This is a genomic window from Bacteroides sp. L008 (assembly GCF_040812255.1).
GTDB classification, from domain to species: Bacteria; Bacteroidota; Bacteroidia; order Bacteroidales; family Bacteroidaceae; genus Bacteroides; species Bacteroides vicugnae.
Window position 1 is genome coordinate 3,080,324 of the sequence record NZ_JBFNXO010000001.1, and the last position, 15,935, is coordinate 3,096,258.

General features: G+C 49.3%; 14 protein-coding genes and 3 pseudogenes. 16 read left to right on the plus strand and 1 reads right to left on the minus strand.

The window, feature by feature from the left end:
- Positions 1-55 precede the first annotated feature (55 nt).
- On the plus strand, positions 56-1,000 hold the full coding sequence (locus AB3G73_RS12185; protein ID WP_229102524.1) for a hypothetical protein: 945 nt from the start codon (positions 56-58) through the stop codon (positions 998-1,000).
- Between the two features lie 37 nt (positions 1,001-1,037).
- On the opposite strand, the gene AB3G73_RS12190 is transcribed toward AB3G73_RS12185, so the two are convergent.
- On the minus strand, positions 1,038-1,160 hold the full coding sequence (locus tag AB3G73_RS12190; RefSeq protein WP_367745043.1) for a hypothetical protein: 123 nt from the start codon (positions 1,158-1,160) through the stop codon (positions 1,038-1,040).
- An 82-nt stretch (positions 1,161-1,242) separates the two neighbouring features.
- On the opposite strand from AB3G73_RS12190, the gene AB3G73_RS12195 reads away from it, so the two are divergent.
- From AB3G73_RS12195 to AB3G73_RS12265, 15 genes and pseudogenes are all read left to right on the plus strand, one after another.
- Positions 1,243-1,767 carry a hypothetical protein gene (locus tag AB3G73_RS12195; protein WP_229037530.1) on the plus strand — a complete coding sequence of 175 codons (525 nt, stop codon included), beginning with the start codon at positions 1,243-1,245 and terminating at the stop codon, positions 1,765-1,767.
- On the plus strand, positions 1,764-2,534 hold the full coding sequence (locus AB3G73_RS12200) for a metallophosphoesterase (RefSeq protein ID WP_007837351.1): 771 nt from the start codon (positions 1,764-1,766) through the stop codon (positions 2,532-2,534). Before AB3G73_RS12195 ends, AB3G73_RS12200 begins: the two co-directional genes overlap by 4 nt.
- Before the next feature lie 356 nt (positions 2,535-2,890).
- A complete protein-coding gene (locus tag AB3G73_RS12205) occupies positions 2,891-3,208 on the plus strand; it encodes a hypothetical protein (protein WP_229098794.1) in 318 nt (105 codons plus the stop codon).
- Positions 3,205-3,537, plus strand: coding sequence for a DUF4134 domain-containing protein (locus tag AB3G73_RS12210; protein WP_005812854.1), 333 nt, complete (start codon positions 3,205-3,207; stop codon positions 3,535-3,537). Before AB3G73_RS12205 ends, AB3G73_RS12210 begins: the two co-directional genes overlap by 4 nt.
- 58 nt (positions 3,538-3,595) lie before the next feature.
- On the plus strand, positions 3,596-3,961 hold the full coding sequence (locus tag AB3G73_RS12215) for a DUF4134 domain-containing protein (protein WP_007837354.1): 366 nt from the start codon (positions 3,596-3,598) through the stop codon (positions 3,959-3,961).
- Between the two features lie 48 nt (positions 3,962-4,009).
- The gene (locus AB3G73_RS12220) at positions 4,010-4,309 is read left to right on the plus strand and encodes a DUF4133 domain-containing protein (RefSeq protein ID WP_005816074.1); all 300 of its coding nucleotides are present in this window, start codon (positions 4,010-4,012) and stop codon (positions 4,307-4,309) included.
- Positions 4,310-4,431: 122 nt separating this feature from the next.
- Positions 4,432-6,618 (plus strand): annotated as a pseudogene (locus AB3G73_RS12225) (conjugal transfer protein TraG); the annotation flags it as partial.
- Positions 6,619-7,191: 573 nt separating this feature from the next.
- A complete protein-coding gene (locus AB3G73_RS12230) occupies positions 7,192-9,003 on the plus strand; it encodes a reverse transcriptase/maturase family protein (RefSeq protein WP_004318718.1) in 1,812 nt (603 codons plus the stop codon).
- A 101-nt stretch (positions 9,004-9,104) separates the two neighbouring features.
- Positions 9,105-9,626: pseudogene (locus AB3G73_RS12235) on the plus strand (conjugal transfer protein); the annotation flags it as partial.
- Between the two features lie 220 nt (positions 9,627-9,846).
- On the plus strand, positions 9,847-12,387 hold the full coding sequence (locus AB3G73_RS12240; RefSeq protein WP_005816117.1) for a hypothetical protein: 2,541 nt from the start codon (positions 9,847-9,849) through the stop codon (positions 12,385-12,387).
- 14 nt (positions 12,388-12,401) lie between these two features.
- Positions 12,402-13,127, plus strand: a complete 726-nt coding sequence (locus AB3G73_RS12245) for a hypothetical protein (protein WP_005816118.1) — start codon at positions 12,402-12,404, stop codon at positions 13,125-13,127.
- Between the two features lie 27 nt (positions 13,128-13,154).
- The gene (locus AB3G73_RS12250) at positions 13,155-13,919 is read left to right on the plus strand and encodes a DUF5045 domain-containing protein (RefSeq protein ID WP_005816119.1); all 765 of its coding nucleotides are present in this window, start codon (positions 13,155-13,157) and stop codon (positions 13,917-13,919) included.
- Positions 13,920-13,962: 43 nt separating this feature from the next.
- The gene (locus tag AB3G73_RS12255; RefSeq protein ID WP_005816120.1) at positions 13,963-14,793 is read left to right on the plus strand and encodes a phage antirepressor; all 831 of its coding nucleotides are present in this window, start codon (positions 13,963-13,965) and stop codon (positions 14,791-14,793) included.
- Between the two features lie 15 nt (positions 14,794-14,808).
- Entirely contained in the window at positions 14,809-15,210 is a 402-nt protein-coding gene (locus tag AB3G73_RS12260) for a hypothetical protein (RefSeq protein WP_005816121.1), read from the plus strand.
- Positions 15,210-15,884, plus strand: a pseudogene (locus AB3G73_RS12265) (hypothetical protein); the annotation flags it as partial. The gene AB3G73_RS12260 and the pseudogene AB3G73_RS12265, both read left to right, overlap by 1 nt.
- Positions 15,885-15,935: the final 51 nt, after the last annotated feature.

Here is a 15,935-nt window from a genome sequence, read left to right on the forward strand (position 1 = left end):
TTTTAATACATTATTAAAATGTAGCAGAATGGAATTGAAAAAAGAAATAAGGATATTGGGCAGACGCTTTGAGGTGGAACCTCGTGCCAAGGAAAGCCTGAAAGGCATCACGGTTGGCGAGAAACTCTCATACCGTTTCTATGATGGCACATACCAAGGCACGCCCCTGCTGTTCGTTGAGCCCAAGAAGGGCAATCCCTCTCCACGGACTTGCGCCATCACGGGCAAGCGGTTGACCGAAGCCCTGGGACTGCCTGCGGTGTTTATCCTTGCGCCCGGACCCACCTACGAGCGACACAGACTGGCAGACAAAGGAGTCTTCTTTGTCATGTCCGAGGAATATGCCCATCTGCCAGGCATCATAGCATTGGAGAAGACAAGCAACAGGAAGATTGCCGAAGTATTGACCCCTGTGGCGCAATACATACTACTCTATCACCTACAGGTGGGCAGTATTGAAGGAATGTCGCCAAGGGATATTGCACCGTTGCTTCCATATTCTTACGAAAGCGTCACGTTGGGTGTCACCTGTCTTGAAGATGTAGGACTGTGTCAAAAGATTCAGAACGGACAGCGCAGCAAGGTGGTACACTTCGAGTTGAAGGGCAAGGAACTGTGGGACAAGGCTCAGAACGTCTTGCTGTCACCTGTGGAGAACCGCATCTTTTGCGATGACATACGCTTGGATGCGGAATACCCCGTATGCGGCATCAATGCCCTGGCACATTATTCCATGCTTAATCGTGACCGGGAAGAGATGATAATGATGACAAGCAAGGAATATCGTGCCGTCAAGTCGGCTGATGTCATGGAGAATCCCAACATCTATGACGGCAACTATATCATAGAGGTATGGAAATACCCTGTTGTCAGCAAAATGGGCGACAAAAGCCAGTGGGTTGATCGCCTTTCCCTTGTCCTTTCGTTGAGAGATGATGATGATCCGAGAGTAGAAAAAGAAGTAGAACGAATAATCAGTGAACAGAAATGGAAGGATTAGTCAAGTTCCGTGAAGCATTTGCGGAATACTCAGAAAACTATGTGGTGATAGGCGGAGCAGCCTGTGACATCACCCTGACCAATACCGTGGTGCGTCCACGCGCCACACACGACATCGACATGATAGTCATCGTAGAGAACATGACCGAGGCTTTCGCCAATCGCTTCTGGCAGTTTGTGCGGGAGGCTGGCTATCGACCTGAAAAGAGGAAACAGGAGGCTGGTGAGCCACCAAGGTATGAAATGTATCGTTTCCTTGATGGTAAAGACGGCTATCCCGAGATGATAGAACTGCTGTCACGCCACCCCGACGTGCTTGGAGAGCCAAAGGGATTTGTCATAGAACCTATCCCGACCGATGAAGATGTGTCGAGTCTTAGTGCCATCATCATGGACGATGATTACTATCACTTTACTATCGCACACAGCCAACTGACTGATGGCATACGCCATGCCAATTCCGCTGCCTTGATAGCACTGAAGGCAAGAGCCTACCTAAATCTCATGGCAGACAAGCGGGACGGCAAGCATGTGAACACCAAAGACATCAAGAAGCACCGTTCGGACATCCTGAAAAATGTGGTCATAATGACTGAGGACAACATTGAGGCTCCTGCTTCAATAGTGGCATGTATAAGGGAGTTTGTCGCCTCCATCAGAGCCGACTGGTCAACTCTCGCAGAACCATTGTCAAAGTCACTCGGTCAAGACGAGGCATTTGTGACCGGACTGTTAGATCAACTGGATGAATTGTTTATAGAAGCATGACCAATATGAAGATACAATACGCATCCGACCTGCATCTGGAGTTTGCCGACAATTGGCGGTATCTGAAAGCCCACCCCTTGGAGGTGACGGGCGACATACTGCTGCTTGCCGGCGACATCGGCTATCTCGGCGATGACAACTACTCCAAGCATCCCTTTTGGGACTGGGCATCGGAGAACTACAAGGAGGTGCATTGCTGCATGGGCAACCATGAGTTCTACAAATATTATGATGTGGCGACACTGCCCGACGGCTATCTCTTGGAGGTACGTCCCAATGTATTCAGCCACTACAACGGTATTGCGAGGATTGGCGACACCGACATCATCCTCTCCACCCTTTGGTCGAGGATTCCTTTGGAGGACGCTTACTTCACCGAGCAAGTGATAAGCGACTTCCGCCGTATATTATATAAAGGTGAGCTGATGACCCATGCCCAATTCAATGCTGAGCATGAACGTTGCCTCACCTTTATCAAGGATGCAGTGGCATATTCGCAAGCAGCCCATAAGATTGTTGTCACCCATCATGTACCATCGTTCCGTATGCTCCACCCAAAGTTTCAAGGCAGCAAGGCAAACGTGGCGTTCACCGTAGAGTTGGAGGACTATATCACCGATAGCGGCATAGACTATTGGATATACGGACATTCGCACACCAACATCGATGCCAGGATAGGCAACACCCAATGCTTGTCCAACCAGTTGGGCTATGTTTTCTCTAACGAACATCAGGACTTCTCCCATGGCAAGTACCTGACCATATAGCCATCCACATTTTTTTCATCCACCCTCTTTACAAGCTCTTCCCTATCGGAAGGGCTTTTTTTGTGCCTTTCGAGTTTGATTTTTGAGTATGATTGCGAGTGTAATCAAAATTAGAGTTAAGATTTGGCTCCGCGGAAAGTCATTTCGGTTTAAGATTGAAGAAAAGGTAGTTCCTTTGCATCGGCAATAAGCCAAACCATAGTAAAATCAAACTTGAAAATATGAAGTCATTTGTAATATTCGCCATTGTCGTGACCATAATCTATGTCATCTACTATACGGTCATCATCGTGCAGGATCTGTACGGAAAGCCCAAGGACGAGAAGTCACAGGGCGAGTCGTTTGATGTCAGTGACATGACCGACGAGGAAGAGTCGATAGCGGTCAGCGAGAGCGACGGTGGTTTCAGCGTAGGCGACAACCAATATGAGACAGCCTACGAGGAGAAGCAGCTTGCAGAGCCTACAGAGGAGGCAGCCGCCACTGCGGAAGAGAGCAAGCCTCATGTGCTTGAAAAGATACAAAGCGCAATCGAGAAGAAGATGGAGGAAGTGAATACCACCTATTCCGACCCCATGTATTCGGAAGAATTGAACAACACCATCATCGCCCGCGGTCTTCGTCACAATGGACGTGACATGGTCAAGGTGGAATCACTCAATAATGAGATATGATGTCAAAAACAAGAAGTGCATTTCTATCATTATATGCCGCTTTAACCCCAGCTCTGGCCAGTGCTAAGTGTGGCAACGTGGACTACAGCTGGGGAGCGGACGCACTTGCGAGTGCCCATGACTATGCCGTGACGATGATGCTCTATATCGTTTATCTGTGCTATGCAGTGGCGGGCATCGTGGTCATAGTCAGCGCCTTGCAGATATATATAAAGATGAATACGGGCGAAGAAGGAGTGAAGAAGAACATCATGATGCTGGTGGGAGCCTGCCTGTTCCTCATAGGAGCGACCATCGTCTTCCCCGCTTTCTTCGGTTATCAGATTTGAGATACAGGTGATACGAGATAAGATAACTCAAAGTGTAACAAATTAAAAGGTAAAAAGAATGTTTGAAAGGATTAACAAGAAGGTGAAGGGATTCTTCTCTTCACAGCGCATGAAAACGCTCGCCCTGATGTTGCTTGTCGGCACCACCGCAGCAATGGCACAGAACGCAGCCGGCGACTACTCGGCAGGAACGACCGCGCTTACCACAGTGACGGAGGAGATTGCCAAGTATGTACCTATCGTGGTGAAGCTCTGCTATGCCATTGCAGGTGTCGTTGCAATTGTCGGAGCCATAAGCGTTTACATCGCCATGAACAACGAGGAACAGGACGTGAAAAAGAAGATCATGATGGTCGTCGGCGCATGTATTTTCCTCATTGCAGCAGCCCAGGCACTGCCTCTGTTCTTCGGCATTGGAGGTTAAACGCAGCGTGAGATTGTGAGTATGTAGAACGTTAAAACACTGACAGTTATGGCAGATACAAAGCAAGAGCGTTTTCCGGATTATCCCATTTTCAAGGGACTGCAACGTCCATTGGAGTTCTTCGGGTTGCAGGGACGCTACATCTACTGGGCGGCAGCCACCGCAGGAGGAGCCGTTGCGGGTTTCATCCTCGGCTACTGCATCTTCGGTTTCGTGGCAGGACTCGTGCTGCTAGTCCTCGCCGTAGCTGTCGGTGGCGTTCTCATCGTCATGAAGCAGCGCAAGGGCTTGCACAGCAAGAAGAGTGACAACGGCATATTCATCTATGCCTATTCAAAGAAAGTGTAAAACAAAAAAGAGAATCCATTATGTCCAAGTGGAAAGCTATCAATGATTGTAAGTGAATGGAGGTGGGGGCATCACGCATGAGGGTGCGCCCGCCTTTTTGCGATTAAAAAAGAAAAAGAACAATGACCCTATACATCATACTCATATTCTCAGCCATCTGCGTGGGCATGGCCATCAGTGTCAAGGCATTCGGCACGGGAGGGAAGCGCAAGCGCATCTTCCAGGACATCTACTTCTCCATCGAGGAAGTGGATGGCATCGGCGTGCTCTATACCAAGACGGGCGAATACTCCGCTGTTCTGAAGATGGAGAACCCTGTGCAGAAGTATTCCGCCAACATCGAGGCCTACTATGAGTTCACCCACCTCTTCGCCGCCCTTGCCCAGACCTTGGGCGAAGGCTATGCGCTGCACAAGCAGGACGTGTTTGTGAGGAAGGCATTCAAGGAAGAGAACGGTGGAAATCATGAGTTCCTGAGCGAGAGTTACTTCCGCTATTTCAACGGCAGACCCTTTACCGACAGCGTCTGCTACCTCACCATCACACAGGAGAACAAGAAGAGCCGTCTGATGTCGTTCGACAACAAGAAATGGCGTGACTTCTTGGTGAAGATACGCAAGGTGCACGACCAGCTGAGGGATGCCGGCGTGAAGTCCCGATTCCTCGGCAAAACGGAAGCCTGCGAGTATGTGGACCGTTTCTTCTCCATGAACTTCCGTGACAAGGTGGTGTCGATGACCAACTTCAAGGTCGATGACGAGACCATCGGCATGGGGGACCGTAGCTGCAAGGTGTATAGCCTTGTGGATGTGGATTATGCCAACTTGCCGTCGGTCATCCGTCCCTACGCAAATATCGAGGTGAACAACACCAGTATGCCCGTTGATCTCGTGAGCATCGTCGATAGCGTGCCCGGAGCCGACTGCGTGGTGTTCAACCAGATGGTGTTCGTGCCCAACCAGAAGCGTGAGCTTGCCCTACTCGACAAGAAGAAAAACCGCCATGCCTCCATGCCCAACCCCAGCAACCTGATGGCTGTAGAGGACATCAAGCGTGTGCAGGAGGTGATAGCCCGTGAGAGCAAGCAGCTCGTCTATACCCACTACAACCTCGTGGTGGCAGTGAGCGGCGACACCGACATACAGAAATGCACCAACCATCTCGAAAACTCCTTCTCGCGCATGGGCATCCACATCAGCAAGCGGGCCTACAACCAGTTGGAGCTGTTCGTCAACTCTTTCCCCGGCAACTGCTATGGCATGAATGCCGACTACGACCGATTCCTCACCCTCGGCGATGCCGCCACCTGTCTGATGTACAAGGAGCGCATCGTGCATAATGAGGACACCCCGCTGAAGATATACTATACCGACCGCCAAGGTGTGCCCGTAGCCATCGACATCACAGGAAAGGAGGGAAAGGAGAAGCTGACCGACAACTCGAACTTTTTTTGTTTGGGTCCTTCGGGCAGCGGCAAGTCGTTCCACATGAACAGCGTGGTGCGTCAGTTGTGGGAGCAGAACACCGACATCGTCATGGTCGATACGGGTAACTCGTATGAGGGACTCTGCGAGTATGTGGGCGGCAAGTACATCGCCTATACGGAGGACAAGCCCATCACCATGAACCCCTTCAACATCAGCAAGCGGGAGCTGAACATTGAGAAGATAGACTTCCTGAAGAACCTGATACTGCTGATATGGAAAGGCTCGGAGACGCAGATACCCGAACTGGAGTTCCGTGTCGTGGAGCAGTTGGTGACGGAGTATTACGATTTCTATTTCAACGGTGTGCAGCCCTATCCTTCCTCACAGAAGGAGACACTGAGAAAAAACCTCTCCACCATGGAGAAGCGGCGCGGCACGGAGCTGACGCAGATACACGACAAGGTGGAGAAACTCATCAAGGGACTGGAGGAACGGCGCATGGCATTGAGCGTGAAGACCCTCTCCTTCGACTCATTCTATGAGTTCGCCTGTGAGCGTCTCGACCAGATCTGCATCGAGAACAACATCACCACCATCGACTGCGACAACTTCGCCTATATGCTCCAAAACTTCTACCGTGGCGGCAAGTACGACAAGATTCTCAACGAGAACGTGGATAGCACCTTGTTCGACGAGACCTTCATCGTCTTCGAGGTGGATGCCATCAAGGAGAACAAGCAGCTCTTCCCCATCGTGACGCTCATCATCATGGACGTGTTCCTGCAGAAGATGCGCCTGAAGAAGAACCGCAAGTGCCTTGTCATCGAGGAGGCATGGAAAGCCATCGCCTCGCCGCTGATGGCCGAGTACATCAAGTACCTATGTGCGCCCGTAAAGGTTGCATCGTAAATATCTCTTTGGCAAGAGATTAGGAAAGTGTTCTTTGAAAATGACCTATCATCAGCCGACTTATCTGTTTCGGGAAAACTTAACCGAGCAGGGAGTGTAGCATGTCGGAAAAGTCATAAGTCAGTTAGTTACCAAACTGCGACTGAATGGCGAGATGAAAAGATAGATATGAGGATAAAGTCCGAATTGATTGAACGATAGTCCGAATGGTCCCCCTTGAGGCTATGGCGTAAGGTAACTATCAATCGCCATATCGTGATACTACTTCAGTGTATAGGAATGAAGGTAGCAAGAACTTATCACGACACAACCGCAGTAAGCGAGTAAAGGACGGAAGTCGTATCCGACAATCTATCATGCCAACAGTTACGATGTAATAAACGGGGATTACCTATCCCGAAGTGCCGAAAGGCTATTAGGTTCGACCTATGAAAATTCGGAGTGGTAACGGAGCTTCCATAGTATTTTGAGCAAGGTAACGCCTTGTACATGGCGAAGGGAAGCAGCTAATTATTAATACAATTAACGGAAAATGTGAGAGACATTATGAGAAGTCCAGAAAGAGTATTAAACAGTCTATCAGAACACAGTAAGGATGCAAGCTATAAGTTTGAACGTCTTTACAGAATTTTGTTCAATGAGGAAATGTTCTACGTTGCCTATCAGCGTATCTACGCTAAAGAGGGTAACATGACTAAAGGTTCAGACGGTCAGACCATTGACAACATGAGCCTGAAACGAATTGAAAAGTTGATTGATACGTTAAAAGATGAAACGTACCAGCCCCAACCGTCAAAGAGGGTGTACATACCGAAGAAAAACGGTAAGAAAAGACCTCTTGGCGTGCCGACTTTCAATGACAAGTTGATACAAGAAGTAGTAAGAATGGTACTGGAAGCCATATACGAGGGAAATTTTGAATACACCTCGCATGGTTTCCGTCCCAATCGAAGCTGCCATACTGCATTAACTCATATCCAAAAGGAGTTTAATGGTGCAAAATGGTTTGTGGAGGGAGACATAAAAGGCTTCTTTGATAATATAAACCATGATGTATTGATAAACATTCTCTTGGAGCGTATTGCGGATGAACGCTTCATCCGATTGATACGCAAGTTTATGAAAGCGGGATATATCGAAGACTGGCAATTCCACAATACTTACAGTGGCACACCGCAAGGGGGTATCATCAGCCCGATATTGGCTAATATATACCTTGACAAGCTGGATAAGTATATAAAGGAATACACAGCCAAATTCGACAAAGGGAAGAAACGAAAATTCAGTAGAGAAAGTATGGACTTTGGCAATGCAAGAAAACGTATTGTGCGAAGATTGAAGTTCGTAAAAGACGAAAGGCAAAGGACAAAGCTAATCCTTGAACTGAAAGCAATAGAACAAGGACGGGCTAAATATCCCAACGGCGAAGAAATGGATGCCGATTACAGAAGAATGAAATATGCAAGATATGCAGATGATTTTCTTGTGGGAATTATCGGAAGCAAGCAGGATGCGCAACAGATAAAAGAAGATATTAAAAACTTCCTTGCTGACAGACTGGCATTGGAGCTGTCCGATGAAAAGACACTTGTCACTCACACGGAAAGACCGGCCAAGTTTCTCGGATATGAAATCACTGTAAGAAAGTCCAATGACCAAAGACGGGATAAACGGGGTAGATTGAGAAGAACCTATGGTAAAAGGGTCTGCTTGAATGTCAGTACGGAAACAGTCCGTAAAAAACTTTTCGATTGGGGAGTCTTGGAACTGACAAACCGTAACGGAAAGGAAATATGGAAACCGAAATGTAAATCGGGACTGATATTCAATGACGACCTTGAAATCCTTGATAGTTATAATCGGGAAATCGTGGGGTTCTATAATTACTACTCCATAGCCAACAACTGCGCCCATGCCTTGAATAATTTCAAGTACATCATGGAATACAGCATGTACAAAACGTTTGCAGGCAAATATAAGTGCCGAACACGTAAGGTAAACAAGAAATATCGTAAGAACGGTAGGTTTATCGTAACGCACATGACTAAAACTGGTGTAAAGGAAAGATACTTTTACGACGGTGGCTTCAAACGAAAGAAGCCCACCTATAAATCGGAATGTGACATTATGCCACGAACAATTTATACTGCGGGGCGGACAAGCCTTGTTGAAAGGCTGAAAGCCCGTGAGTGTGAATTATGTGGAGCGACAGACGACCTTGTTATGCACCATGTAAGGAAACTAAAGAACTTGCAGGGAAAGGAAAGCTGGGAACGACACATGATTGCCCGTAAACGCAAGACGATTGCCGTGTGCAGGAGTTGTCACAAGAAGATACATGACGGAAAGATAGACTGAAATTAGTGGAGAGCCGGATACGCTGAGAGGTGTAAGTCCGGTTCGGGGGCGAGCATTTGGAAACCTACCATAGAAATATGATAAGGCGCTGGGTGCTTAGCCTACACAAGACAGCCCGAAAGTTCTGGGCGAGCGTGGGCGTAGTGACACAGGAGATACAGGACATCATCGGCAGTCCCATCGTGAAGGAAGCCATCATCAACAACTCCGACGTGGTGATGCTGCTCGACCAAAGCAAATTTCGTGAGCGATTCGACGAGATCAAGGCGATATTAGGATTGACGGATGTGGATTGCAAGAAGATATTCACTGTCAACCGCTTGGATAACAAGGAGGGAAGAAGTTTCTTCCGTGAGGTGTTTATCCGACGTGGATCGACGAGCGGAGTGTATGGTGTGGAGGAGCCGCACGAGTGCTATATGACCTACACCACCGAGCGAGCTGAGAAGGAGGCATTGAAACTCTATAAGCATGAACTGAAGTGCAGACATCAGGAGGCTATCGAGCGGTATTGCAGAGATTGGGATGCCAGTGGCATCGGGAAGTCGTTGGCATTTGCGCAGAAGGTCAATGAGGCGGGGCATGTGCTCAATTTGACGGACGATGGAGCCACTCGCCGCTGACACGGCGAGCACGGGGGCTGATTGATGGAAACGGAAATCCCGGAATAGACGTAAAGCCCAGATGCCCGAAAGCAAAACTTTCGGGAACGGTGGCTGGGTAGTATTTACGATTAGTAGTAAATACGATTAGTAGTGAATACTACCAATAGTAAATACTACAAGTAGTAAAGTAGTGGAATAGTAGAAACTGAAAGTAGTAAAAACGTAAAGTAGTGAAGCAATGAGACGTTTATACCTTATTATAATATATATGTGTCTTACACTTGTCGTGGGAAGGGTTCATGCGCAGTATTACAGCGTGAACTACGACAAGCAGATCGTTGCCGCCATGGCTGCCGCATTCGGTGCTGGAGCTATGGCAGAGAGCTATTATAACGAGCAGGTGGGCGAAATCTTGAAGCACTACAATGCCGCAGAGGTTGCCACTGCCGGCATCTTCGCTGCCAAGTTCTTGGAGCGCAAGGCATTCACCGACCTCGGCATTTGGAGCAGTAGCACGGAGAACTACTATTACCGCCGCATCCACAATATGGTGGCGAACAAGATTATGCCCAAGATATGGACGGTGGCAGGAATGATGCTGAAAAGTCCGCAGACCGCCCTCTACTGGGGCAGTTACCTGATGAAGATATGCGCCGACACAAAGTCGCTGTGTATGCAGTTTGAGAGTGTCGTGACCAACAGTAGCTTGACCTTTGCCGACATTCAGTTCTTGGAAATCAACCAAGAGATAGCCGCCATCCTCAAACTCTCGGAGATAGGCAATGTAGATTGGCAGCAGCTGTTGGATGACATCGCCAGTGTGCCCGGCAACTTCACCGTGGAGAACCTCACCGCCGACATCGAGACGCTTTACAATATGGGAGCATCGTTGGCGACGGCAGGTATCAACGGGGCATCAGGCGCACTCTTGCAGCAGAGTGCCTTCAACGACCTTTTCAATGGCAAGGTGAGTAAAATCATCGACATCTATGACAACTACCATGACCTCTATGAACAGGCAGAGAACGGCATCGGCAGCACACTCCTTAGTCTGGTGGGTGGCGAGGACAACGTGGCAGCCCTCTTCGACCTCTCCAACTACAACATCACCTCGTGGATGACAGACTATCTGAGCGAGACGCAGGGCAACTACTATACACAGCGTTGGTACATTGCCCGACGAGACCAAGGCAGCGTAAGCCTCTGTGACTACTATCCGCCGACCGATGACAACAGTATTCTGAACGGTGACCATTGGTATCGTATCAACACCTCCGACCCCAACTTCTACCCTAACAGCACGCAGCGAGAGCAGATACTGGCCAACTCGGAGAACCATGCCGGATGGAGCCGCAGCCGTGTGCAGCAGCTCAACGCCCAGAGCGACGGCTTCACCTATACGATGAACTATTGGATGTCGTCGTACATCATCAGCCGTGGCGGCAAGCAGACCAAGAAGGCCTACGCCTACGAGATACACGTTACCAAGAGCTGGAACAACGTGGAAGAGGTGTATGAGGATGTCTTCGACTCCTACAGCATGGACTTGAATACCTTCAAGCGTCAGTTGCAGGCACGTCTCTCGGAGTATAACGACAACGAGGAGGGCTATGTCTATTACATCGGCAGTGACGCACGCCGTTACTATCAAGCCACCGATGCCGCCAAACTGAAGGGCGTGGAGAGCGTGACCATCAGCGTCACCTGTTCGGACGGTGTCACCCTCGGACAGGGCAGCACGCAGTACAAGTGCCGTGAGTGCGGCGGTTCGCTCAATGCCCACAGCAAGGAATGCGCCATGAGGACAAGCGTATCAGAAAATAATCTCGACCTATCGGAACTGGACGAGAAGGAACGTGAGGCGAATAGCAAGATAGCCCTGTTGGAGGCGCAGATAAGCCAGTTGGAGACAGAGAACAGGAACCTGCTCACGCAGATAGCCAATGCCTCTGTGGAGGAAGCCCCTGCCTTGCGGCAGCAACATAATGTCAACAAGACGAAGATAGACAACCTGAAGAAGGAATTGGCGACATGGCAGCAGCAGTTGGCAGACATACAGAATGCCAAGAGCGAGGCGGCTAACGACAATGCCACCTCCACCGATGACTACTACCGCATCCCTGCCATCATGCAGGATGTGAAGTCAGCCTACAATCTCACGTGGCAAGGTGCCGGTTCGTGGAACGGCTACACCTACGTCCGAACTGCCACCATGCCCAACATCAACGGCATTATCACCTTCAAGGCGACACTGTCCATTGCAAGGAAGCCCAAGTACTTCCTTGGCATCAAGATACACCGTGCGATACTGCAAATATCGTGGGAGCTGACCTCGGAATACACCGACACACAGGTGGTGGATGTGCTGACCCTTGACCCGAATGCCTCTGACGAGGAGAAGACGAGGCAGGTGAACAGCCGTATCTCGGAGATAGCCCAGGAGTTCCCGTCGTGCAGCATCACCACAGAATATGCCAAGAGCGAGGCAACCCAGACCGCCGACAATGACGATGTAATACACCTGCTCTGGTCGAGCGACCGTCTGGAGATAGCCCGTGAAGTAGATAGCCGTATCACCAAGATTTACGCCGACTTGGTATCATTAGAAAAAATGATGCACTACAAGCGCAGCATCATTGACGTGCTGAAGGACATTCTTCCTTCAATCGACGCAGACCAAGGTCGCAGAAGGACACTCATTGAAGAGTGCTACGAGCGATGGAGAGAGAATGCAGACCCTAACAGAGGGAATGGTGAAGATAACGAGAACGAAAACTGAGGGAGGAACGGAGAATGAGACATACCATCATCATAGCTCTCCTGCTGATTACCCTCTTCCCCAATACAGCCTTGGCGCAATGGGGATTCGATGCGGTATCGGTGGAAGCATACATCAACGACCACAAGAAGCAGCGCAGCCTCTTGCTGGCACGCAGCACTTTGGAGTACAGCAATCAACTGCTGCATGAATACAGCAGTGAAGAGGTGGGCAAATACAAGGAACTGAATGTGGATTTGGACAAATACACCCGGGCCTTCGACATCATCGATGTGATGTACCAGTCGTTGCGCACGGTGCTGAACGTGAAGAGCACCTACCAGACGGTGAGCGACCGCATCAGTGACTACAAGAACCTGTTGGAGGACTTCAATGATAAGGTCATCAAGCGGAAACACATCGAACTGGCTGACACGATGCTCATCAGCATCAACAAGAAAGCCATCGACAACATATACAACGAAGGAAGCCAACTCTACCATAGCGTCAACGACCTCGTGTTGTATGCCACAGGAGCGGCAGCCTGTTCAACTTCCGACCTGCTGATGGTGTTGGACAATATCAACAATTCGTTGGACCTGATAGAAAAACATCTGAACCAAGCCTACTTCCAGACATGGCGGTATGTGCAGCTGCGCATGGGCTATTGGAAGGAGAAGGTGTATCGGACGAGGACGAAGGAAGAGATACTGGAAGATGCCTTCAGCCGATGGAAAGTGGCAGGAAAACTTGACTATTGACGGATTGTAAACAAAAGAAGAACGGACATGAAGAAGACAATGATACTCATCATGGCGGTAGCAACCACCATCAAAGCCACAGCCCAGAGCGTGACCTACAACCACGACTCCTCCAAGCAGAACCAGATAACGGTGATGGAGACAGGTGGCGGTTCTCTCACCCCTGAGTTCTATTATTGGCTGTTACATAACAACTATAAGAAGACAGCGGCAGAGAAGAACAAGTTAGGTTTCCGCACTCTTGCCGGCATCAACCTCTACAACCAAGTAGATGATGCGGAGAAGATAGACTCTGCCCTCACCAAGCGTGCTGAGGTGGAAGCCTTGAACGTAGCCGACCGACAGATAGACCTCGCCTGGCTTGCCGAAAGCAGCAAGATCAACGGTCAGTTGGACAAGATGAAGGCGAACATAGACCATATCATCCCTACAGGAGGCACCATCAACGACAAGCGTCGGTGGGAGGAACTGTACAATATGTACCAGTGTGCCGTGAAAGCCACCAAGGATGCCTATATGCCCAATGCACAGAGAAAGCGGCAGTATCTTAGCATCTATGCCGACCTGACGACACAGAACGAGACACTACTGAAATACCTTGTGCAGCTCAACACCCAAAGCCAGACTACCGCCCTCTTGGCAGCCACCAACGACCGTGTAGTACATAAAGGCAGCATCATCAGCGATGCCAAGAGCCGTTGGCAGGAAAACATGAAGGGCGTGAGGAGCTCGACAGGCACTGACGGCGATGATGCCAACAGCGGTGAGGGTGAAGAAAGTGTGAACAGATAGAAATAAGGGAAGAGAAGAAATAATCACAAAACAGCATAGAGATATGAACGATATTCAGATTTTCAACAACGAGGAATTTGGAGCAGTCCGAACCACAGGAACACCAGAGCAACCCTTGTTCTGTTTGGCTGATGTGGCAAGAGTTCTTGGACTAAAAACCAGCAAGTTGGTACAACGACTTTCGGATGATGTACTTTCAAAGTACCCCATCTCGGATAGTCTTGGAAGAGAACAGGTTACAAACTTTATCAATGAAGACGGACTGTATGATGTCATCCTTGACAGTCGCAAACCCGAAGCCAAACGTTTCCGCAAGTGGGTGACATCGGAGGTGCTCCCCTCTATCCGCAAGCATGGTGCCTATATGACACAGCAGACCATCGAGAAGGCATTGGCAGAGCCAGACTTCCTGATACGGTTAGCAGTCAATCTGAAGGAAGAACGACAAAAGCGTCTGCTTGTCGAACAGGAGTGTGAACACCAAAGGACACGCATCGTTGAGTTGGGATCCAAGGTGGATGACCTGCAACAGGAGGTGACGGAGATGAAGGACAAGGTGAGTTACCTTGACATCATCCTTGCCACGAAGAGCAGTGTCCTGGTCACACAGATAGCACAGGACTATGGCGAGTCGTCCATCCGCTTCAACCGACGTCTGAAGGAGATGAACATCCAGTATCAGCGTGGCAAGCAGTGGATTCTGTATGCCGACTACAAGGACTGCGGTTATGTGACCAGCGAGACCTACCTCATTAAACACAAGGACGGTACGGAGGATGTGCGCATGAACACCAAATGGACACAGAAAGGTCGCCGCTTCCTCTATGAGAAACTGAAGAGCGTGGGAGTCATTCCTGTTATCGAAAGAACATAAAATAAAGAAATAGCTATGGAATCAATATCAAAAATACAGTTACGTCTCTATGCCGCCAAGAGGAAAAACGGCAAGTGGCAGTTGGAGATGTCAAGGATGCCGAAGCGAATCAGCGTTATCGGCAGGACACCCATCGTTGATGAGCATTATATGCCATCTGATTTAGAGGTAGTTTCAATGTCAAAGCTTCACAAATATGTCGGAAGTTACTACGGCAAGATTGTGAAGACCCTCAAAGAGGAAGGCATCATCACCAAGGAATATGGAATGTGGAAACTGCGTGAAGACCTTCAGGACAAGGGCATTGCGGTATATGTCACAGGCAGGATGCGCTGCTTCTACCACTTCTATCTGTCATGGACACCGAAAGGCATAGAGTTTATCAAAGAGATTATCAACAATAGAACCAGGCACTGATGGCAGACAACATACTCAGCGATTTCGGCATCAACATCCTCGAAGAGGAGATTGACGATGTGATATTCCAGACCAACGAGTTCCTGACCGATGCCACCTTCACAGGCTCACAAGGGCCGTTCTGGTGGATCCTCCAAATGTGTATGGCATTGGCGGCACTGTTCTCTATCATCGTGGCGGCAAGCATGGCCTACAAGATGATGGTGAAGAACGAACCGTTGGACGTGATGAAACTGTTCAAGCCCTTGGTGGTGAGCATCATCCTCTGTTGGTGGTACCCACCTGCTGACACAGGCATGACCAACAGCGGCAGCAGCTGGTGCGTATTGGATTTTCTATCCTATATTCCCAATTGCATCGGCAGTTACACCCACGACCTCTATGAGGCAGAGGCGACCCAAATTTCCGACAAGTTTGAGGAGGTGCAGCAGTTGGTATATGTCAGGGACTCGATGTACACTGACCTCCAGGCACAGGCAGACGTGGCGCATAAGGGCACATCAGACCCCAACCTGATAGAGGCGACGATGGAGCAGACGGGCGTGGACGAAGTGACCAACATGGAGAAGGATGCCAGCAAACTGTGGTTCACCTCACTGACGGCAGGGGCCGTGGTGGGCATCGACAAGATAGTGATGCTGATAGCCCTGATCGTGTTCCGCATCGGTTGGTGGGTTACTAACCAATTCCATTCTTTAACTATCTAATTATTAGATGAGTTTTAT